This is a genomic window from Shewanella yunxiaonensis (assembly GCF_018223345.1).
GTDB classification, from domain to species: domain Bacteria; phylum Pseudomonadota; class Gammaproteobacteria; order Enterobacterales; family Shewanellaceae; genus Shewanella; species Shewanella yunxiaonensis.
Genome location: NZ_CP073587.1, coordinates 3460844 through 3480264, shown reverse-complemented (window position 1 = coordinate 3480264; position 19421 = coordinate 3460844). Strand labels below are relative to the sequence as shown.

At 49.2% G+C, this 19421-nt stretch carries 16 protein-coding genes; 6 read left to right on the top strand and 10 right to left on the bottom strand.

Translation table 11 applies throughout. The annotated features are described in order from the left end of the window. Nucleotides 1-14: 14 nt before the first annotated feature. The 4 genes from KDN34_RS15875 to KDN34_RS15860 all read left to right on the top strand — a co-directional run bounded on the left by KDN34_RS15875 (nucleotide 15) and on the right by KDN34_RS15860 (nucleotide 2586). Complete coding sequence (locus KDN34_RS15875) at nucleotides 15-326, top strand: DUF3630 family protein (protein ID WP_212594671.1); 312 nt, start codon at nucleotides 15-17, stop codon at nucleotides 324-326. Then, nucleotides 323-1318, top strand: coding sequence for a serine/threonine protein kinase (locus tag KDN34_RS15870; protein WP_212594670.1), 996 nt, complete (start codon nucleotides 323-325; stop codon nucleotides 1316-1318). Before KDN34_RS15875 ends, KDN34_RS15870 begins: the two co-directional genes overlap by 4 nt. A 112-nt stretch (nucleotides 1319-1430) precedes the next feature. Continuing rightward, on the top strand, nucleotides 1431-2042 hold the full coding sequence (locus tag KDN34_RS15865) for a thiol:disulfide interchange protein DsbA/DsbL (RefSeq protein ID WP_212594669.1): 612 nt from the start codon (nucleotides 1431-1433) through the stop codon (nucleotides 2040-2042). A 331-nt stretch (nucleotides 2043-2373) separates the two neighbouring features. Then, entirely contained in the window at nucleotides 2374-2586 is a 213-nt protein-coding gene (locus KDN34_RS15860; RefSeq protein WP_212594668.1) for a DUF1107 domain-containing protein, read from the top strand. Here the strand turns inward: KDN34_RS15860 and KDN34_RS15855 are convergent, their stop codons facing one another. Then, the gene (locus KDN34_RS15855; protein ID WP_212594667.1) at nucleotides 2587-2790 is read right to left on the bottom strand and encodes a cell division protein ZapB; all 204 of its coding nucleotides are present in this window, start codon (nucleotides 2788-2790) and stop codon (nucleotides 2587-2589) included. It abuts the gene before it with no gap. A 326-nt stretch (nucleotides 2791-3116) separates the two neighbouring features. Here KDN34_RS15855 and KDN34_RS15850 point away from each other — a divergent pair, with 326 nt between their 5' ends. Then, nucleotides 3117-4205 (top strand): branched-chain amino acid aminotransferase, encoded by a 1089-nt coding sequence (locus KDN34_RS15850; protein WP_212594666.1) that lies wholly within the window; start codon nucleotides 3117-3119, stop codon nucleotides 4203-4205. Between the two features lie 42 nt (nucleotides 4206-4247). On the opposite strand, the gene KDN34_RS15845 is transcribed toward KDN34_RS15850, so the two are convergent. The 6 genes from KDN34_RS15845 to KDN34_RS15820 all read right to left on the bottom strand — a co-directional run bounded on the left by KDN34_RS15845 (nucleotide 4248) and on the right by KDN34_RS15820 (nucleotide 15584). Next, nucleotides 4248-8678 carry an EAL domain-containing protein gene (locus KDN34_RS15845; RefSeq protein ID WP_228730492.1) on the bottom strand — a complete coding sequence of 1477 codons (4431 nt, stop codon included), beginning with the start codon at nucleotides 8676-8678 and terminating at the stop codon, nucleotides 4248-4250. Between the two features lie 176 nt (nucleotides 8679-8854). Further along, a complete protein-coding gene (gene prpF, locus KDN34_RS15840) occupies nucleotides 8855-10045 on the bottom strand; it encodes a 2-methylaconitate cis-trans isomerase PrpF (protein WP_212594664.1) in 1191 nt (396 codons plus the stop codon). Further along, nucleotides 10045-12642: a Fe/S-dependent 2-methylisocitrate dehydratase AcnD gene (acnD, locus tag KDN34_RS15835; protein ID WP_212594663.1), complete on the bottom strand. Its 2598-nt coding sequence runs from the start codon at nucleotides 12640-12642 to the stop codon at nucleotides 10045-10047. Before acnD ends, prpF begins: the two co-directional genes overlap by 1 nt. A 73-nt stretch (nucleotides 12643-12715) precedes the next feature. Beyond that, nucleotides 12716-13840: a bifunctional 2-methylcitrate synthase/citrate synthase gene (prpC, locus tag KDN34_RS15830; RefSeq protein WP_212594662.1), complete on the bottom strand. Its 1125-nt coding sequence runs from the start codon at nucleotides 13838-13840 to the stop codon at nucleotides 12716-12718. A gap of 116 nt (nucleotides 13841-13956) precedes the next feature. Then, nucleotides 13957-14829 carry a methylisocitrate lyase gene (gene prpB, locus KDN34_RS15825; protein ID WP_212594661.1) on the bottom strand — a complete coding sequence of 291 codons (873 nt, stop codon included), beginning with the start codon at nucleotides 14827-14829 and terminating at the stop codon, nucleotides 13957-13959. Nucleotides 14830-14849: 20 nt separating this feature from the next. Next, on the bottom strand, nucleotides 14850-15584 hold the full coding sequence (locus KDN34_RS15820; RefSeq protein WP_212594660.1) for a GntR family transcriptional regulator: 735 nt from the start codon (nucleotides 15582-15584) through the stop codon (nucleotides 14850-14852). 274 nt (nucleotides 15585-15858) lie between these two features. On the opposite strand from KDN34_RS15820, the gene KDN34_RS15815 reads away from it, so the two are divergent. Then, a complete protein-coding gene (locus tag KDN34_RS15815; protein WP_212594659.1) occupies nucleotides 15859-16347 on the top strand; it encodes a DUF523 domain-containing protein in 489 nt (162 codons plus the stop codon). Here the strand turns inward: KDN34_RS15815 and KDN34_RS15810 are convergent. The 3 genes from KDN34_RS15810 to KDN34_RS15800 form a co-directional block, all read right to left on the bottom strand. Then, a complete protein-coding gene (locus tag KDN34_RS15810) occupies nucleotides 16326-17261 on the bottom strand; it encodes an acyltransferase (RefSeq protein WP_212594658.1) in 936 nt (311 codons plus the stop codon). The genes KDN34_RS15815 and KDN34_RS15810 overlap by 22 nt on opposite strands. Beyond that, the gene (locus KDN34_RS15805) at nucleotides 17261-18187 is read right to left on the bottom strand and encodes an acyltransferase (RefSeq protein WP_212594657.1); all 927 of its coding nucleotides are present in this window, start codon (nucleotides 18185-18187) and stop codon (nucleotides 17261-17263) included. The genes KDN34_RS15810 and KDN34_RS15805 overlap by 1 nt, the downstream gene beginning before the upstream one ends. A 138-nt stretch (nucleotides 18188-18325) precedes the next feature. Beyond that, entirely contained in the window at nucleotides 18326-19072 is a 747-nt protein-coding gene (locus KDN34_RS15800) for a DUF5020 family protein (protein ID WP_212596691.1), read from the bottom strand. Between the last annotated feature and the right edge of the window lie 349 nt (nucleotides 19073-19421).

Sequence of the window (19421 nt, the reverse complement as noted above, 5' to 3'; positions counted from 1 at the left end):
AGGAAGCATATAGTATGAATGATCCCAAAGCAGCCAATCCCGCTGTCAGGTTGGATGTGAACGAACACACACTGATTTTTGAATTGGCGGTAGCGGATTTTGAACAGTTTCCGACTCAAGCTGAACAGCTGTGCCAGCGGTTAGATTTGCGCGTGCGTGAACGCAGTTGGGGCGCTGACAGGCATCAGTGGCTGGTCGAGTTTGAAAGTAGCTTGTTATGGCTTAATTTTGAATTTTACAGCGGTAGCTGTTGGTTAAGTTGCCAGCAACCGGAGGATTTTGAGGTGCTGCAATATCTGCAATCTTTATGGGAGTCACAGCAATGAGTGATACCAGTGCAGCATTTCACTTCAGCGGGTTAACCCCTGAGCTGATTTTAAACGCCATTGAAAGTATCGGGATCTACCCAGAAAGCGGGTTGTTGCCACTCAATAGTTATGAAAACCGCGTTTATCAGTTCCGTTGCGATCGCGGAAAACGCTATGTGGTGAAGTTTTATCGACCAGAACGTTGGAGCGATGAGCAGATCCTTGAGGAGCATGCGTTTGCTTTTGAGTTACAAGCGGCTGAAATCCCCTTAGCCGCACCGGTTAACGTGGATGGGGTGAGTCTGCATCTTTTTGAAGGGTATCGTTTTGCATTGTTTCCTTCCATCGGCGGACGCAGTTTTGAAGTGGATAATCTGGAACAGTTAGAAGCTGTTGGACAGTTTATCGGGCGCATGCACCAGTACGCCAAAGGCAGTCGTTTTCAGACGCGAATTGCTATCAGCCCTCAGACCTTTGGTGATACCGGAATCGCGGAGATGGCTGAGTGTCAACTGATACCCGCCAAACTCAGAGCCCCGTTGCTTGAAACGACGCATACATTGCTCGAACAAGTCCGACTACAATGGCAACAGCTGACGCCATCGAAAATGCGCTTGCACGGCGATTTGCATCCAGGGAATATTTTGTGGACGCCAGACGGTCCAGGGTTTGTTGACTTAGACGATGCTTGCAATGGTCCGGCAGTGCAGGATCTGTGGATGATGCTCAGTGGTGATCGTAATCAGCAACAGCTACAACTGGAAGTATTGTTAGAGGCTTATTCGGAGTTCAGTGATTTCCATCCGGCAGAATTAAAACTGATTGAATGTTTGCGCGCATTGCGCCTGATGCATTATAACGGCTGGCTGGCCAAGCGTTGGTTAGACCCGGCATTTCCGCTGCATTTTCCGTGGTTTGCAACTGAGGATTATTGGCAGCAACAGTGGCAACTGTTTAATGACCAATTGCAGCGTCTGCATCAGCCACCGCTAAGTCTGATCCCATATTAAACATATGTTAATCCAGAATATGGCACTCAGGACTTGAGTTTCACTGGAAAAGCAGATTATTTTAGTCGGCGACCGGGGATGCCGGTCCAGAACCAAAAACAAGGAACACCCAATGAAAAAATTGTTGATCATGGCTGCGGCTTTTTTGTTGCTGCCTCTTGCGGCAAACGCGACCGAATTCAAAGAAGGGGTTAACTACAAAGTTATCTCCGATAAGCCAGCATCGGTAAAACCGGTATTAACAGAATATTTTTCTTTCTACTGTCCACATTGCTATCACTTCGCCAAGACCTATTTGCCACAACTGAAGGCGAATATGCCAAAGGGGATGACGTTTAAACAAGTACACGTAGAGTTTATTGGGCGTCAGATGGGTGAGGTGATGTCTCGAGCCTGGGCGATCGCAGAGTTATTAAACGTAAGTGATAAAATCGAACCGACACTCTTTGCGGCTATTCATGAAAAGCACCAACGCTTTACTAGCATGGAAGATGTGAAACAGTTTTTTGCCTCACAAGGGGTTGATCCCAAGGAATTTGAAGCAGCGGCCAACTCCTTTATGGTGAATAGTATGGTTGCCAGCATGAAGCGTAGTACTGAAAACGCTAAAATTGATGGTGTGCCAGGGCTGGTGGTTAATGATAAGTATCTGATTGATACCCCGTCATTGAAGTCTTTTGATCAGCTGTTAGAAATTGTTAATTATCTCAGCAAACTGCAGTGATCCTTTTGGTTGACCTAAAGCCGGGCCAGTGTGCCCGGTTTTTTATTTCCCCAACCCATTAACGGGTTCTCATCGCGTTCATTAGGCAAATCGCAGACAAAAAAAACCGTACATCCCCTGAAGAGAAGTACGGATTTAGAGCCAGAGGCTCAGTTTTTACCCTGAGTAACGTCAATAATATAACCAAGCGTCAAAAAATTGGCAACCGTTGATTTTATTTATTTTTATTCCACAGAAAAACCATTTGCTCAATAAATGAGCATTTTGCGGAAACTCCTAAATGACTCTGGTTGTCCAAGGTCAGGATGAGAAAAATAATTAGGGAGGTCCCGTGCGCGTATTCCCCGTCTATGCTCCAAAGCTCATAGCCAAACATGCGAGGATTTTTCTTAAAGGGGCGGTCTGGGTGAAAGACCTAGGTCGTCTGGAGTTTGAAAAAGGACGTTTCTTGTTGCCTGGTAAAGGCCTGCCCAAGGTGAAGCAGGCGGTTATCGAACTCAATCATCTGTTAGATCTGCAGACTCAGGAAACGTCGTCGGTTTGATTAATCTACCTTTTCGGTGAGCAGACCTACCAGCCCTGACACTTTGTCGTTCCAGGTATTCAGATCCTGTTGTAGTCGCTGATTCTGCTCACTGAGAGCAAGGTTTTTCTGCTTTTCTTCATCCAATTCCAGTTTTAGGAGTTCAATCTGCTCTAATGCATTCTGGATACTGGCTTCCAGTTTGGACAGTAAATCAAGGCTCATCGGGGAAAGTCCTTCCGGTTGTTAAATAAGTCTGCGTAATTCTACCAGTGCAGCCTGACTACCGAACAGTCACAATTAGGTAACTGCTGAAAATACATACCGACGAATTACTATTGCAGGGCGACTTGTTGCATGTTTGCCGAAATCGTCAACATATCTCTGACATCCCGTTACAGTGTTCACTAGGTGTTAAATGAATTCTTGCGTTGATGTTAGGTAGTTGTTCAAAAAAAATCTAACGGTTATCGCCTTGCACCCCTGTATGCCTATTGACTTTCATTGCTGTGCTTCCTAGTCTGCTTGAACAATAGTCAAGGTAGTTCAAAATGGAAATCAAGTATCAGTTAAAACCTGCCGCAGAACGCCGCCAGGAGCAGTTCCGTCCGGAGGGTAATGTCGGGTTTGGCCGGTTGCGTACCGACCATATGTTTTTAATGGATTATTACGATGGTGAATGGCGGGATCCACGTATTGTTCCATATGGTCCTTTTTCAGTCGCACCGGGTGCAGTTGCACTACATTATGGGCAATCCATTTTTGAAGGTGCTAAAGCGTTTATGCACCAGGATGGTGAGATTTATACCTTCCGTACGAATAAAAACGCCGAACGTCTTAATCGCTCTGCTGACATTCTGTGCATTCCTTATTTGCCAGAAGAGATGCAGCTGCAGGCAATCAATGCGCTGATTGATGCGGACCGCTTATGGTTCCCGATGCAAGAAGGCGCTTGTTTGTACATTCGGCCATTTATTTTTGCCACCGAAGATCGCCTATCAGTCAGTCCATCAACTTCATACACCTTCTGTGTAGTGTTAAGCCCAAGCGGTGCTTATTATGGGGCTAACCTGAGTCCTATCAGTCTGTTGATTAGTACTCACTATCACCGTGCAGCTCCTGGTGGTACGGGGGCCAGCAAGGCATCCGGTAACTATGCTGCCTCTTTGCGTGCTGGCCGAGCTGCAAAAGAAGTGGGGGCTGCTCAGGTACTGTATCTGGACAACAACAATGTGTATATCGAGGAAGCGGGTGCGATGAACCACTTCCATATTCTGAAAGATGGCACCGTGGTCATCCCAGAATTCACCGATACCATCCTGCGTTCTATTACCTCACAGTCAATTATCGAGCTGGCAACTGAACTCGGTTATCCGGTGCGTCAGGAAATGGTGCGCTTGGATGATTTTGTGAAGGGTGTGGAATCTGGTGAAATTATTGAAGCCGGTGGTTTTGGTACAGCGGCGGTGGTATCTCCTGTTGGCTCCTATATCTTTGAAGATGGTCGCCGGATTACCGTAGGTAACGGTCAGGTGGGTGAACATGTGAAACACATTTATCAAGTGTACACCGAAATCCAAAAAGGCCTGCGTCCGGCACCTGCTGGTTGGCTGCACAAAGTGCCCCATCTCGGTCATTAAGTTGGCTATATCAATGAAAGAGCGCGGCATTTGCCGCGTTTTTTATTTGTGGCTATCGATGGTTATGGGGTGTAACAACCTGCCTGATTCGACGTTCGAAAGTGGCTTGCCAAGCAGATATCCCTGGATCTGATCACAACCTTGATCTGCCAGGAAGTTGAGTTGTTCCTGTGTCTCGACCCCTTCAGCCACGACTTGTAAATCCAGGCTGTGAGCCAAGGCGATAATGGCACTGGTAATGGCGGCATCTTCCGGATCTTCTGAAATATCCCGTACAAACTCTTTATCAATTTTGAGCGTATGTATAGGGAAGCGTTTGAGATAGGCAAGACTGGAATAGCCAGTCCCAAAATCGTCCACCGCCAGCGTTAGTCCCAGTGTCTCCAGTTGCGTCAGGATGGCGATAGATTCTATCGGATGTTGCATTACTGCTGATTCCGTGAGTTCTAGCTCAAGTAAATTTGCTGGCAATGCAAAGGTGTCTAACGTCCGGCGGACTTCGTCCACAATCTCACTATTGAGTTGTCTGGCCGAAAGATTGATAGCGACTGGTACCGGCTGCAATCCTTGCTGGCGCCATTCGGTTAATTGCTGACACACCTGTTGCAGTACCCAGTTACCAATACTGCTGATCATGCCGGTTTCTTCTGCCAGCGGAATAAACTCTGCAGGCGATACCTGCCCTAGCTCCTGGCTATGCCAACGTAACAATGCTTCCATTCCGGTGAGTTTACTGTTTTTAACGGCAAATTTGGGCTGGTACAACAGCGAGAATTCCTGATGAGTCAGGGCTTGTTTCAGGCCGCTTTCCAGCTCCATATGCCGCACGGCAGACTGGTTCATATATGAGGTGTAGAACTGGAAGTTATTACGTCCCATCGCTTTAGCGTGGTACATCGCGGTATCGGCAAATTTAAGCAGTTCTTCGGTGTTGTCGGCGTCGTCAGGATACATGCTGATACCAATGGAGGTCGTAATATCCAGTACGGTCTGACCGAAGGCGAACGGTTGCTTTAACGTATTGATAATCTTCTCTGCAATCACGGTCGCGGCTTTGGTTTTTCGTACGCCTTCCAGAATGATGGTGAACTCATCCCCGCCGATACGTGCTACGGTGTCGCCTTCGCGGATCACCCGCCGCAAGCGTTCAGCAACTGCGGCTAACAACCGATCGCCGACCTGATGACCACGGGTATCATTGATATTTTTAAAGCGGTCCAAATCCAAAAACAGTAAGGCGACTTTGGTGTCGGTGCGTGAAGCCTGTAGCAGCGCGTGCTCCAAGCGATCCTGAAACAGTGTGCGGTTAGGCAAATCCGTTAACTGATCGTAATTGGCCATTAGCCGCAAATCTTCCTCAGCTTTTTTACGTTCGGTGATGTCATTAAATACCATGACCAAGTGGCTAGTTTGCCCCAGATGGTCCTGCACTTGATTGGCTTCCATCCATACCGGCAGCAATTTTCCACGGCGAGTACGGATTTGCATCTCCTTGGCCCAACTATGATGATGCAACATGGTAATTTCAGCTTGCTGATAGAAGCTGCGTGGGTAGAGTCCGCGAGTAAGAAAGAGGATCGGCTTGCCCTTGATATTATGGTCGCTAAAGCCGGTAAGCTGAGTAAACGCCGGATTGACATCAATTACCCGGTAATCGAGATCCGTAATGACGACTGCCTCGTTCATACTTTCCAGCACCTGATAAGATAAGCGCAGCTGGTCTTCCTGTTGCTTGCGGCTGGAGATATCGGTCAGCGTTCCGGCCATGCGCAATGGATGACCATTTTTATCCCAATCCACCGCTTTACCGCGATCCAGCCCCCATAACCATTGCCCATCTGCACTTTTTAATCGATATTCTGCCTCGTAAAACGGTGATTCACCGCGAATGTACCGTTGCAATAGTTCGGTTGTTCTGGGCAGATCTTCAGGGTGTATCTGGCTGTTAAATTTTTGTCGGTCGATCTCTTCACTATATTCATCGCCATGCAGTTGACTGGTGATATACAGGCGATCACTCTTCAGTTGCCAGTCCCACATGCGCCCACCTGTCCCCAGGAGTGCCAGTCGTAAACGTTTCTCTGAGGCATTAATTTCCCGTTGAATCCGCTGATCATGGAGGCGTTGTTTGAGATAGTGACGGAACATCAAACCTAATATGGTGCTGAGCAGCAGTAAATACACCGCGTAAGCCCATACGGTACGATAGTAGGGCGGCTGAATATGGATATGTGCCAGCAATTGCGGTGCTTCGTGCTGGTTACCCTCAAGTTGATAACGCCCCCATAAACGATAATCGCCAGGGGCAAGATTGGTGTAGCTTACCAAATGCTGGTTACGCAGCGGCGTCCAGTTGTTATCCTGCCCCTCCAGCAAAAAACTGAAGTTATCATGCCCAGGGTAGCTAAAGTCGTTGGCCGTCACCTCGAAATTCAGCACCTTGCGACTGAACGGCAATGTAATTTGTTGCGGAGTCCCGAGTTGGTAATAAGCGTGCCGCTGTTCTCCAAGTTGCCATGCTGCAAGTGCGATGCTAATCGCCGGTCTGGCGGGAGGAATCCCTGCCGGGTTGAAATGATTCAGGCCATTGACGCCACCAAACCAAATGCTGCCATCTGGGTCCTGCCATTTTACCCCACCGTTAAACTCCAGCGCTTGCAGGCCTTCGTTCTCATTAAAGGTTTCGATACTGTTATTGGCTGGATGCAACCGGCTGATCCCGGCATTGCTGCTGAACCAGATATCACCGTTAGCCGCTTCAGCTAATGCATAAATAGTGTTCGTTGGTAGGCCATTTTGCTGACTTATCGTGGTCATTTTTCCGTGAACATAATGGGTCAGACCTCCGTGGGTTGCCAGCCAGATGCTCCCGTCTTTTGCGGGCAAGATGTCTCGGACAAATGGGTGCGGCAGTTCTTCACCGGGAAAAATTAAGGTTTCGCCGGTATCTGGGTTAAGCCGGTATGCTCCCATCATGGTACTGACCCATAAGCCACTGGCATCCGACTTCATATTAAGAATCGTCTGATGTGGTTCATTGCTGGTTGGGAGAATGGCGGTAGCTGGGGTGTATGGCTTGGCCTCGTCGGTTTGAGGATCAAATTGGTAAAGCTGCCGCCCCGCCGCGAACCAAATTCGATGTTGCGTATCAATGGTCAGTGCTCTAACAAATCCCAACTTAGCGGTCTGTGGAAATAACTGTAACTCACCTGCTAACGTCAATTTAGCCAAGCCACTGCTGGTGGCCACCCAGAGCTGCTGTTGATCATCTTCAGCAATGTCCATCACCCGCATATGCAGCATATCTGGGGCAATATTCAGTGCCTTGGCGAATGCTGCGTTGAACGCGTGATAATTTCCCTTTGCATCAAGTTTGAATAAGCCAGCATTATTGGTTCCCAGATAGAGATTGCCGTCGCTACTGCGGAAAATCGCCCGGTAATTATTGAAGTGCCGCTGGTTATAAGGATCCTGTTGGTTAAAGATGTGCGCAAAGTACTGGCGGGTAATATTGATGCGATTCAGCCCGGAATAATGAGTGCCAATCCACAGGTTACCTTGCTTATCTAACAGCAGATTATAGATGTCATCATCGCTAAGGCCGGTGGCATTAAAGGGACTGTAGCGATAAACGTGTTCCTGCCATTGCCCGTTCTGATACTGCAAATTGATAATGCCGGTGCTATCCCCGCCCAGCCATAGATTATCCGCAGAGACAAAAGCGATATCGTGGATAATTTGATTGCTGTGGGGGAGTTGGTAAATTTTTTGTGGTGCTAAGGCTAAGTTGTTGTAGTGCCACAGGCTGTTGCCCCCGGCTAGCCAAAGGCTGTTGTCTGGCGCTTTGATCGCCTTGAGGTTTGACGCTGAACCAGCAGGCAAGGGCACAGGTAACCATTGCCCGGCGCGGAAAATATATGCACCGTCATTAACGGTTGAAATGAATAAGCTATTACTGCCCATCGAATACAAACTATTGATAATGGGCAGGTCTCCATCCCCCACTGCCACTGGAAGCATCTGCTTGCCATCATCACTCAGGCGATATAATCCTTTTGTGGTGCCGACCCAGAGTTGTTTGCCGATAGTCGCCATATCAACAATTTGCAGACTCTTAAGGCCTTGGGCGGCCCCGTAGCGGCGGAAGTTACCTGTGTCTGGCTGAAACAGATTAACGCCACCACTGTAGGTCCCAACCCAGATACGGCCATCGCTGCCTTGTACAATCTTCGTAATGAAACTGTCGCTGAGGCTATCCTCGTGAAAAGGATCGTGCAGGAATAGATTGAAGTCAGTGCCGTTATAGCTCTGTAAACCATCTTGCGTACCAATCCACAGTATGCCGCCTTTGTCTTCAAACAAAGCATAGACACTGTTCTGGTGCAGACCATTAAGGCTGTTAATGTGTTGGAATCGCAGCTTCGATAAGGGAACGGCTATTAGTGAAGTCGATAGCGTTCCAAGGCAGCACACCAGCACGAGCAAACTCAGGAGTCGACGCAAAAGGAGCCTGTAACATTATTATTAATTATGAATTACATATCCTATAACAAAGCACAGGAAACTGCCTACCGTTGCAGGGGATAAAAAAGGCCTTACCGGAAGGGGAGGAAGCAAGGCCTTTTTGGTTAGAACTCGTTTCAGTAAGACTAATAGTCTTCTGGTACTCTTACGGTGCCATCCATCAGCACTCGAGCGCTACGGCTCATCATCACTTTATTAACTTGCCATTGGTCATTATGACACTCGGCTTCCGCGCCCACTTTAAGGGTCCCGGACGGATGACCAAAACGTACCTGGCCGCGTTCACCTCCTCCAGCTGCAAGATTCACCAATGTGCCGGGAATACAGGCCGCCGTAGCAATGGCGACGGCGGCCGTGCCCATCATGGCGTGATGCAGTTTGCCCATCGACAAGGCCCTGACCAGCAAGTCGATATCGCTGGCACTCACTTTTTTACCGCTGGACGCGACATAGCTGGCCGGTGGTGCGACAAAGGCAATCTTAGGCGTGTGCTGGCGGGTCTCGGCTTGCGCCAGTGAGTCAATCAGCCCCATTTTGATAGCACCATACGCGCGTAATAACTCAAAACGCGCTAATGCTTTGGCATCACCATTGATCGCTTCCTGCAGTTCAGTGCCGGTGTAACCGATGTCGCTGGCATTGACAAAAATCGTGGGGATCCCGGCGTTGATCAGCGTCGCTTTAAGTTTGCCACCCGCAACTAATTCGTCCGGCAATTCCAGTTCATCCACGAGGTTGCCGGTAGGAAACATGGCACCATCATCCCCCTCTTCTGCGGGGTCAAGAAACTCGATCTGCACTTCTGCCGCGGGAAAGGTCACACCATCAAGTTCAAAATCACCACACTCGACGACTTGTCCGTTGGCGACCGGAATATGAGCAATGATGGTTTTGCTGATGTTGGCCTGCCAGATACGTACGGTACAGATGCCGTTATCAGGTATGCGTTCCAGATCCACCAGACCATTACTGATAGCAAAGGCCCCGACCGCTGCGGTGAGATTGCCGCAATTGCCGCTCCAGTCAATAAAGGGCTTATCAATCGCTACCTGACCAAACAGGTAATCCACATCATGATCTGCGTGTTGACTGCGACTGAGGATCACGGTTTTGCTGGTGCTGGATGTCGCTCCGCCCATGCCATCAGTGTGTTTGCCATAGGGATCCGGACTGCCAATCACTCTTAGCAGCAGTGCATCACGGGCTGCTCCCGGTTGCTGCGCTGCTGGTGGCAAGTCCTGCAAGCGAAAGAACACCCCTTTGCTGGTGCCACCTCGCATATAAGTGGCCGGGATTTTTATCTGTACTTTAGCCATTATGCCTGCCCCTGCTCCTGTAAAAAGTCCTGAGCAAAGCGTTGGAGTACGCCGCCAGCGTCATAGATAGCAACCTCTTCAGCGGTGTCCAAGCGGCAGTGCACTGGCACTTCCAAAGTACTGCCATCCTGTTTATGTACCAGTAATGTTAGTTGGGTGCCTGGGGTACGCTCGCCCAATACGTCGAAGGTTTCAGTACCATCAATGCCCAACGTGTCGCGGTTAGTGCCGGGCAGGAATTGCAGTGGTAACACTCCCATACCGACCAGGTTGGTACGATGGATGCGTTCAAAGCCTTCTGCCACAATGGCTTCAACCCCGGCAAGTCGCACGCCTTTGGCGGCCCAGTCACGGCTGGAGCCCTGACCATAATCTTTACCGGCAATGATGCACAACGGCTGTTGGCGCTGCATATAGGCTTCAATGGCTTCCCACATCCGCACTTGTTTCCCTTCTGGTTCAATACGTGCCAGTGAGCCTTGGATGACTTTACCACTGCTGTCCTTGACCATTTCATTGAACAGTTTAGGGTTGGCAAAAGTTGCGCGCTGCGCTGTCAGGTGATCCCCGCGGTGGGTGGCGTAAGAGTTAAAATCCTCTTCGGGTAACCCCATTTTTGTCAAGTATTCCCCGGCGGCACTGCTAGGCAGAATCGCGTTGGACGGTGATAAGTGGTCTGTGGTGATGTTGTCACCTAATACTGCCAGTGGTCGCATGCCTTTCAAGGTCCGTTCACCGGCAAGTGCACCTTCCCAATAAGGGGGACGACGGATATAGGTACTCATCGGCCGCCAGTCGTACAACGGATTGATATGGTCACCGTATTCCACTTTCAGGTCGAACATCGGTTCATAAACTTTGCGGAACTGCTCGGGTTTCACCGATTGTCGGATAATGGCATCGATTTCTGCATCATCCGGCCAGATATCTTTCAGGGTGACAGGCTGTCCCTGTGCATCCGTACCGAGTACATCCTTTTCGATGTCAAAACGGATGGTTCCAGCGAGCGCATAGGCCACTACTAGCGGTGGTGAGGCCAAAAAAGCTTGTTTTGCATAGGGATGAATACGGCCATCAAAGTTGCGGTTGCCAGAAAGTACTGCGGTGGCATACAGGTCACGGTCGATAATCTCTTGCTGTATTTTGGGATCCAGTGCACCGCTCATGCCGTTACAGGTGGTGCAGGCAAAGGCAACAATGCCAAAGCCAAGTTGTTCCAGATAAGGTAACAGTCCGGATTCTTCCAGATACAAGGCTACCGCTTTGGAGCCAGGTGCCAATGACGTTTTCACCCAAGGTTGACGTACCAAACCTTTGTTAACAGCATTTCTCGCCAGCAGACCCGCGGCAATAACGTTGCGCGGATTGCTGGTATTGGTGCAGCTGGTAATCGCCGCAATAATCACCGCGCCATCCGGCATTAAATTGTCCAGATGTTCCACTTTGCCACTAATGCCTTTGGCGGCAAGATCGGCGGTGGCAACCCGTTTATGTGGGTTAGAGGGGCCAGCAATATTGCGGCCAACACTGGAAAGATTGAACTTGAGCACTCTTTCATACTGTGCATCTTGCAGTGTATCGGCCCACAGCCCGGCCTGTTTGGCGTAGGTTTCGACCAACTGTACTTGCTGCTCATCACGACCGGTCAGGCGCAGGTAATCGAGCGTCTGCTGATCAATTGCGAACAGGGCAGCAGTTGCGCCGTATTCGGGGGTCATATTGGCAATCGTGGCGCGATCGCCCAGCGTCAGGTGCGCTGCCCCCTCACCGAAGAATTCCAGATATGCCGAGACCACTTTTTCGTTGCGCAGAAACTCCGTCAACGCTAGTACAATATCGGTGGCGGTAATGCCTGGTTGCGGTTTGCCGCTCAATTCTACGCCTACAATGTCCGGTAGTCGCATCCAGGAAGCGCGGCCAAGCATGACACTTTCAGCTTCCAGACCGCCAACGCCTACTGCTATCACCCCTAGTGCATCTACATGCGGCGTGTGACTATCAGTGCCGACTAATGTATCCGGAAACGCCATCCCGTCCTTGGCATGGATCACCGGTGACATCCGTTCCAGGTTAATCTGGTGCATGATGCCGTTGCCCGGTGGGATCACATCAACGTTGCGAAACGCCGTCTTACACCAGTTGATAAAATGAAAACGGTCTTCGTTGCGGCGATCTTCAATGGCGCGGTTTTTTTCGAAGGCATCCTGTTCAAAGCCGGCATGCTCTACCGCCAGCGAGTGATCGACAATCAGCTGTGTCGGCACTACCGGATTGACTTTGGACGGGTCGCCACCTTTTGCGGCAATGGCGTCACGCAGACCGGCGAGATCAACCAGTGCTGTTTGACCAAGAATGTCATGACAGACCACGCGCGCTGGAAACCAAGGGAAATCCAGTTCGCGTTTGCGTTCAATCAATTGTGACAGATAGTCGTTAAGTTTCGCTGGCTCTGCACGCCGCACCAGATTTTCTGCATGTACCCGTGAGGTATAGGGCAAGGTGGCCCAAGCGCCTGGCTTGATAGCATCGACGGCCGCCGCCGCATCGTAGTAGTGTAGGGAGGTGCCGCTTAGCGGCACACGGAAAGCTGTATTCATGGTGATACCACCCGTAATTCTGTTAGCTGTCGCGGACCATTAGTCCGCGATCACAAGCACTATTGTGGCCGGATTAACGCTGTTCAATTGGTGGAACTTCACGCGGTGCGACACCCACGTAATCGGCACTGGGTCGAATGATACGGTTGTTGGCGCGTTGCTCCATTACGTGAGCTGCCCAGCCTGTCAGTCGGGAACACACAAAAATCGGCGTAAACAGCTTGGTCGGAATGCCCATGTAGTGATAAGCGCTGGCATGGAAGAAATCGGCATTACAGAACAGCTTTTTCTCTTTCCACATTAACTCTTCGCAAGCCACTGAGACTTTATAGAGTCGTTCATCGCCAACTTCTTTTGACAGCTTTTCAGACCAGCCTTTGATGATGGCGTTTCGTGGGTCTGACTCGCGATAGATGGCATGACCAAAGCCCATGATTTTTTCTTTACGCTCCAGTTTGCCCAGCAGTGTGGCTCGGGCATCATCTTCGTCGCGCATATTCTGGATCAGTTCCATGGCGGCTTCATTGGCACCGCCGTGCAGTGGCCCACGCAGCGAACCTATCGCACCGGTGATGCAGGAAAACATATCCGATAAGGTGGAGGCACAAACACGGGCAGTGAATGTCGACGCGTTAAATTCATGTTCTGCATAGAGGATCAGTGATACATCTACCACCCGAGCAAACAAAGGTGAGGGCTTTTTGCCGTGCAGCAGGTGCAGGAAATGGCTACCAATCTGCTCGTCATCGGTCTCGGTGTCGATACGCACGCCATCGTGGCTAAAGCGATACCAGTAACAGATGATAGAGGTGAATGCGCCTAACATTCGGTCGGCAACATCATACTGTTCACTGAAGTCCTTTTCAGGTTCCAGGTTACCCAGCATGGAGCAACCGGTACGCATCACGTCCATCGGATGCGCATTCGCCGGGATCCGTTCTAACACCTCTTTCAGTGCCTGTGGTAAGCCGCGCAATCCTTTGAGTTTTTGTCGATAAGCCGCCAATTGTTCAACGTTGGGTAGTTCGCCGTAGAGGATTAGGTAAGCGACCTCTTCAAAACTGACGTTTTCAGCCAGATCTTTTACATCGTAGCCGCGATAGGTGAGTCCGGAGCCGGACTTGCCCACAGTACTCAGAGCCGTTTCACCAGCGCTTTGTCCGCGCAGGCCGGCACCACTCAGTTTCTTATCAGTCATCACTGCTTCCTCTATTCCGTTGAATGCTTTTATACCTTGGCAATTGCTTGCCTGTGTTCGGCGCCGCGTGCTGCCGTTCGCCCCCGCAATGGCAGCCCGCTGTGGGTTAACGCCGATTATTTGTTAAACAGCTGATCCAGCTTATCTTCGTATTGGTGATACCCCAGATAGTGGTACAACTCTTCACGGGTCTGCATGGTATCGACCACATTGCGTTGGTGCCCGTCGGCCACCAATGCTTGCATGACCTTCAGTGCAGCTTTGTTGGCAGCACGGAACGGACTCAGTGGGTACAGCACCATATCCACTCCCACTTCGGCCAGTTGCTCTTTATTGAATAATTCGGTTTTGCCAAATTCGGTCATGTTGGCGAGAATCGGTGCCTTGACCAGCTCCTTAAAGCGGACATATTGCTGTAGTTCAGTGAGTGCTTCAGCGAAAATCATGTCGGCACCGGCTTCAATATAAGCCGCGGCGCGCTCAATACCGGATTCCAGTCCTTCCACGGCTACGGCATCAGTACGCGCCATGATGACGAAATTTTCATCTTGGCGGGCATCCACGGCAGCTTTGATGCGATCGACCATCTCCTCAGTGCTGACCACCGCTTTATTGGGACGGTGACCACAGCGTTTTTGCGACACCTGATCTTCCATATGCACTGCGGCTACTTGGGCTTTCTCAAACTCTTTGATGGTGCGGGCAATATTGAAGGCGCCGCCCCAACCGGTGTCGATATCGACCAACAGTGGCAGTCCGGTAGCAGAAGTGATACGGCTGGCATCAATCAACACATCGTTCATGGATGTCATCCCCAGATCTGGCAGGCCATAGGAAGCATTTGCTACCCCAGCACCAGAAAGGTAGAGAGCCTGAATGCCACATTGTTCTGCCATTAAGGCAAAGTAGGCATTGGTGGTCCCAACGATCTGTAGAGGTTTGTTATTGGCCACGGCCTGGCGGAATTTCAATCCGGCGCTAGATTTCATGTGTCTCTCCTTTTGTCGCTTCAGGATAGTGCCAACGGCTTACCCGCTGGGGTCTGCGCCTGAAGCTGTTTCAATCTTTGTTCGGTATTCTGTCGTCCTTGCTCGATATGACGGCGCATCAGCAATCCGGCAAGTTCAGCATCGTGTTGGGCAATGGCTTCAACGATGCGGCGATGTTCGGCGATGGCTCTGACTGGACGGCGGCTATTGTTGGTACATTGATAACGGTACATCCGTAACAGATGATAGAGACCGCCCATCAGCGTTTCCTGTAAATGACGGTTACCACTGGCCTGGATGATTTGATAGTGAAAATCCACATCGCCTTCCTGCTGAAAGTAGCTGTCACCGTTTTCCAACGCAGCTTCCTGACGTTCTAACAGCTGCCACAGGTTATTGAGTTGTGCTTCGGTGATGCGTTTAGCGGCCAGTTCACAGGCCATTACTTCCAGTGTGCTGCGCAGTTCATACAGGTCATTAAGTTCTTCAACGGTCAGTGCCGCAACGCGTGCGCCGATATGCGGTACTCGCACCACCAAACGCTGACGCTCCAGCAATTGCAACGCTTCTCGTGTGGGTCCACGGCTGATGCCATATTTTTCAGCCAAAGCCTGTTCATTGATTTTGCTACCTGCAGGCAGCTCACCTTTGATAATGCTGGTTTGGATCTGCACCAGTACTTGTTCCACCAAAGTGAGACCTTTTTCCTGAGGTACAATGTCCAGCAATTCCTGAGGTGATAGCGGCTGTCCCATGAGCTGTCCTGTCGATTAAATGTGCGTTGACCTTAAATTTAGCAGTTTAAATTGTCAACAATATGAGGTTTAGACGTAAGTCTAACAAAATTATCTAATAAATATAAAAATATTAATAAAACATATAATTAGAATAATTTAAAGGCTAAAAAATATTCAATATATTAAGCGGGTGCTGATATAATTTGTAGACAATATTTGAGATTGCGTTAAATGCACCTGTACTTGATGCCTGTTACAATCAAGGCGGTTGGTAACATTGGATAGCCGGTTAATGAACGACAAAATTCTGGTAAGTGCTTGCTTGATGGGCGAAAAGGTACGCTATGACGGCCAAGATAATTTATTAAACGACCCGCGTATGGCGCTGTGGCGGCAACAGCAGCGCTTGGTCGTGATGTGTCCAGAAATTGCTGGTGGCTTAGCAACGCCGAGAGCGCCTGCTGAACAGCTTGGCGTTCGCGTGTTAACCGTCGATGGCGAGGACGTTACTGAGGCATTTCAACGAGGCGCGATGCAGACGATAAATTTGGCAAGGCAACAACAGGTGGTCATGGCCATTTTGAAAGCGCGCAGTCCTTCCTGTGGTGTTGGACAAGTGTACGATGGTAGTTTTAGTCGTCATCTCAAGGTTGGCGACGGTGTTACTGCCGCAGCATTGAAAAGCGCCGGTATTGCAGTGTTTTCTGAACTTGAGTTAGATGCCGCCGCTACCTGGTGGCAACGGCGGTACGGGGAATCTCAGGATATGACTTTGTCCTGATAACTTTCGGCTGTCGCTTGATGTTGTGCCAGAAGTTCTGTGATCTGCGTGTCCTTGGCTTCCCAGATCTGATTGAGCCAGCGCTGAAACGCCACGCGATACTCTGGCTCATTAAAGTACTGTTCCGCGTCGACTTGTGGCACTGGCAGTGCTTCAACGCGAATGACTATTTTGTGTACCTTGCCGTGCATCACCGCATTGAGAATATCTTTGGGGGCATCTGGGTAAACCACGGTCACGTTTAGCAGTGCATCAAACTGTTCGCCCATGGCGGACAGGGTAAAGGCAATACCGCCAGCTTTTGGTTTAAGCAGATGCTGGTAGGGGGAGTTCTGACGTTTACGCTTGGCTTCCGTAAAACGACTGCCTTCCACGTAATTGATGATAGAGGTCGGCAGGTATTTAAATTTTTCACAAGAGCGTCTGGTGGTGGCCAGATCTTTACCTTTCAACTTAGGATTTTTTTTCAGTTTCTCCGGACTGGTGCGGTTCATAAACGGCATGTCCAACGCCCAGCAACCGAGACCCATCAATGGGATATATAACAGTTCCTTTTTCAAAAAGAACTTCAACATTGGAATGTGATTGCGAAAAATGTAAGTTTGCGCCGCTATATCGAAACCACTCAGGTGGTTACTAACCAGCAAATACCAACCATCTTTGCGCAGATGTTCTAAGCCTTTGACATCCCACTCTACTTTGGCGATCAGATGCAAAATTCCGCCGTTCCAAGTCGCCCAACCCCACATAAAAGTATTCATCAGTCGGGTGACAGAGACCTGCCACGGACGCCATGGCAATATCAGCTTAAATAGTCCGCCAATACAAACCAAAGAACTCCAGAGAATAGTGTTGAATATCAGTAAAGTAGAACTTAAAACAAATAACACAGAACTGGGCAAAAAATTCAGCATCAGGCATCTCCTTTGGCTTGTGCTTGTAAGCGCTCAAGCACGTCGTCTTTGTGGTGCCAAATCTGATTTAGCTGCTCCTGAAAGTGTTGTTTGAACTCGCGATCATTCATGTAATCGCCGCGCATATCCTGCGAGATCTCCTGCAGTTCGACATGCACGTATACTTCCGGAAGATGGCCGCTGATGTATTCCCAGAAGGTTGGTCGCTTCTGCGGATAATAAATGGTGACATCCAGCAATTTATGGATTTGCTCACCCATTGCGGAGAGTGCAAACGCTAGGCCGCCAGCACGGGGGCGCAACAGGTGACGATAGGGGGAATTTTGCCGCTGATGTTTTGCCGGGCGAAAACGGGTGCCTTCTACAAAGTTCATGACACTAACCGGGCGGTGTTTGAACTTGGTGCAGGCTTTACGGGTGATTTCTATATCCTTACCACGCAGCTTGGGATTCTTTTTCAGTTGTGCGGTGGTATAACGTCGCATAAATGGGAAGTCCAGTGCCCACCAGGCGAGTCCCAATACTGGAACATAAATAAGCTGTTGTTTCAGAAAAAATTTTAGAAACGGGATTTTACGGTTTAGTAGCCGTTGTAGCACCAGAATATCCACCCAGCTCTGATGGTTGGCAATGACCATATACCACTCGTTAACGGATAACGCTGGCATGGCATCAACGTGAATTTTGAGCGGATGAAACAGCTTTTCAATAATGCCATTGGTACTGATCCAGCCTGTGGCGCAACGATCCAGAAAACGACGACAGCCCTGCTGGAGTTGTTTAATGGGGAATAACAGTTTCACCAGACTGCCTAACAATATAGGAATACACCACAGTAAGGTGTTGATGACGTAACAGCAAAAGGCTAGACAGCCGCGGATGAAATACAACGTATAGACTCCGTCACAGGATGGAAATTTGGCCACTTATGTTACCCGCAGATAGCTTCATGCTCAATCCACAGACCTAGGAATGTGGTCATTCCAACAATGATTGGCCATTTAGGACAATAAAAAACCCGGCGTTGTGATAACGCCAGGTTTCTCAATGCATGAACGCCGATATTAGAAGTGATACTTCACGATGACGGAGTAGGTATTCTGGTCAACGCCATCTACGCCGTACTTGTTCTTCCAGTAATCGTATTCGATACCTACCATCAGACGGTTTTTCTGAGCTGCGCCGAAAATAATGGCACCCAAATCGTATTTAATCTGTGGATTAAAATGGAGGTTAGTTTTGTAGCCCTGATCGCCATCGGAAGCGAAAACCCAGTCCATGAAGCCATCAAACACTATGTTGCTGTCGCCAACCGGAAAGTCCATACGCCAAACTGGGGTGAACTGCCAACCACTGCTATTGTTATTGTTGGCATCACGACGATAAGTATTTAACTGCAGGTATGAGAAATAAGGCGCTTTGAAGTCAAGGCCAATACCATAAAGCATGCTCTCGACATCACCTTCACCGTGCTCATAAGTCAGTGCCAATGAAACATCAGTAATTGCACCATAACCAACTTGCTGTCCCAGAATTTTGCTGGCGCTGAAGCGGGGTGAAATTTCACCATAGTTAGTATTGGAATCGCCGTAAGAATCATCCATGTGAATGAAATCGTGGAACAGGAACCAGTCGCCATATTTCCATGCACCGGCAGATTCAATAGTCGCGGTGGTTTGTTCATCGGAAGGCGCCAGTTTGTAGTCATCACCGTAAAGTACAGTGACGCTGGTATCTGTCCACTGCAGCAGATCATCACAGAAGGCTTGTGGTGACAGCAACAGTGCCAGAAGCAGGCAGGTTTTTTTCATCATCGTTTTCCCTAGTTGTAGAGTAAAAAGCAATACAGTTGTTACTACCGGAATAGATTTCCATCGGTGCAGCATCACGCTGTCTATCAACTAAATCCAATGCGCTGCACCCGGTTTAAAAAACTTGGGAAATATAGGGAAAAACGTCGTCGGACTCAAAGGATTTTTGCATTTTGACCAGTTTTTGGTGGAAACCTATTAACACAATGATAAATAGCATTATTTTTGTAAAATTCAGAAATTAGCCAGCTGCATTGTGCCTTCCGAGAACTAAAAGATGCTGAAATTGTGATCTTGTTGTCCTTTCTGCTGCTAATTCAATCAACATATGTGTGGCAAGCCTATTCAG

Excerpts from the sequence above, each read along its gene's own strand:
- KDN34_RS15875 (WP_212594671.1), top strand. The coding sequence starts at position 15 with ATGAATGATCCCAAAGCAGCCAATCCCGCTGTCAGGTTGGATGTGAAC.
- KDN34_RS15870 (WP_212594670.1), top strand. The coding sequence starts at position 323 with ATGAGTGATACCAGTGCAGCATTTCACTTCAGCGGGTTAACCCCTGAG.
- KDN34_RS15865 (WP_212594669.1), top strand. The coding sequence starts at position 1,431 with ATGAAAAAATTGTTGATCATGGCTGCGGCTTTTTTGTTGCTGCCTCTT.
- KDN34_RS15855 (WP_212594667.1), bottom strand. The coding sequence starts at position 2,790 with ATGAGCCTTGATTTACTGTCCAAACTGGAAGCCAGTATCCAGAATGCA.
- KDN34_RS15850 (WP_212594666.1), top strand. The coding sequence starts at position 3,117 with ATGGAAATCAAGTATCAGTTAAAACCTGCCGCAGAACGCCGCCAGGAG.
- prpF (WP_212594664.1), bottom strand. The coding sequence starts at position 10,045 with ATGGCTAAAGTACAGATAAAAATCCCGGCCACTTATATGCGAGGTGGC.
- acnD (WP_212594663.1), bottom strand. The coding sequence starts at position 12,642 with ATGAATACAGCTTTCCGTGTGCCGCTAAGCGGCACCTCCCTACACTAC.
- prpC (WP_212594662.1), bottom strand. The coding sequence starts at position 13,840 with ATGACTGATAAGAAACTGAGTGGTGCCGGCCTGCGCGGACAAAGCGCT.
- prpB (WP_212594661.1), bottom strand. The coding sequence starts at position 14,829 with ATGAAATCTAGCGCCGGATTGAAATTCCGCCAGGCCGTGGCCAATAAC.
- KDN34_RS15820 (WP_212594660.1), bottom strand. The coding sequence starts at position 15,584 with ATGGGACAGCCGCTATCACCTCAGGAATTGCTGGACATTGTACCTCAG.
- KDN34_RS15815 (WP_212594659.1), top strand. The coding sequence starts at position 15,859 with ATGAACGACAAAATTCTGGTAAGTGCTTGCTTGATGGGCGAAAAGGTA.
- KDN34_RS15810 (WP_212594658.1), bottom strand. The coding sequence starts at position 17,261 with ATGCTGAATTTTTTGCCCAGTTCTGTGTTATTTGTTTTAAGTTCTACT.
- KDN34_RS15800 (WP_212596691.1), bottom strand. The coding sequence starts at position 19,072 with ATGAAAAAAACCTGCCTGCTTCTGGCACTGTTGCTGTCACCACAAGCC.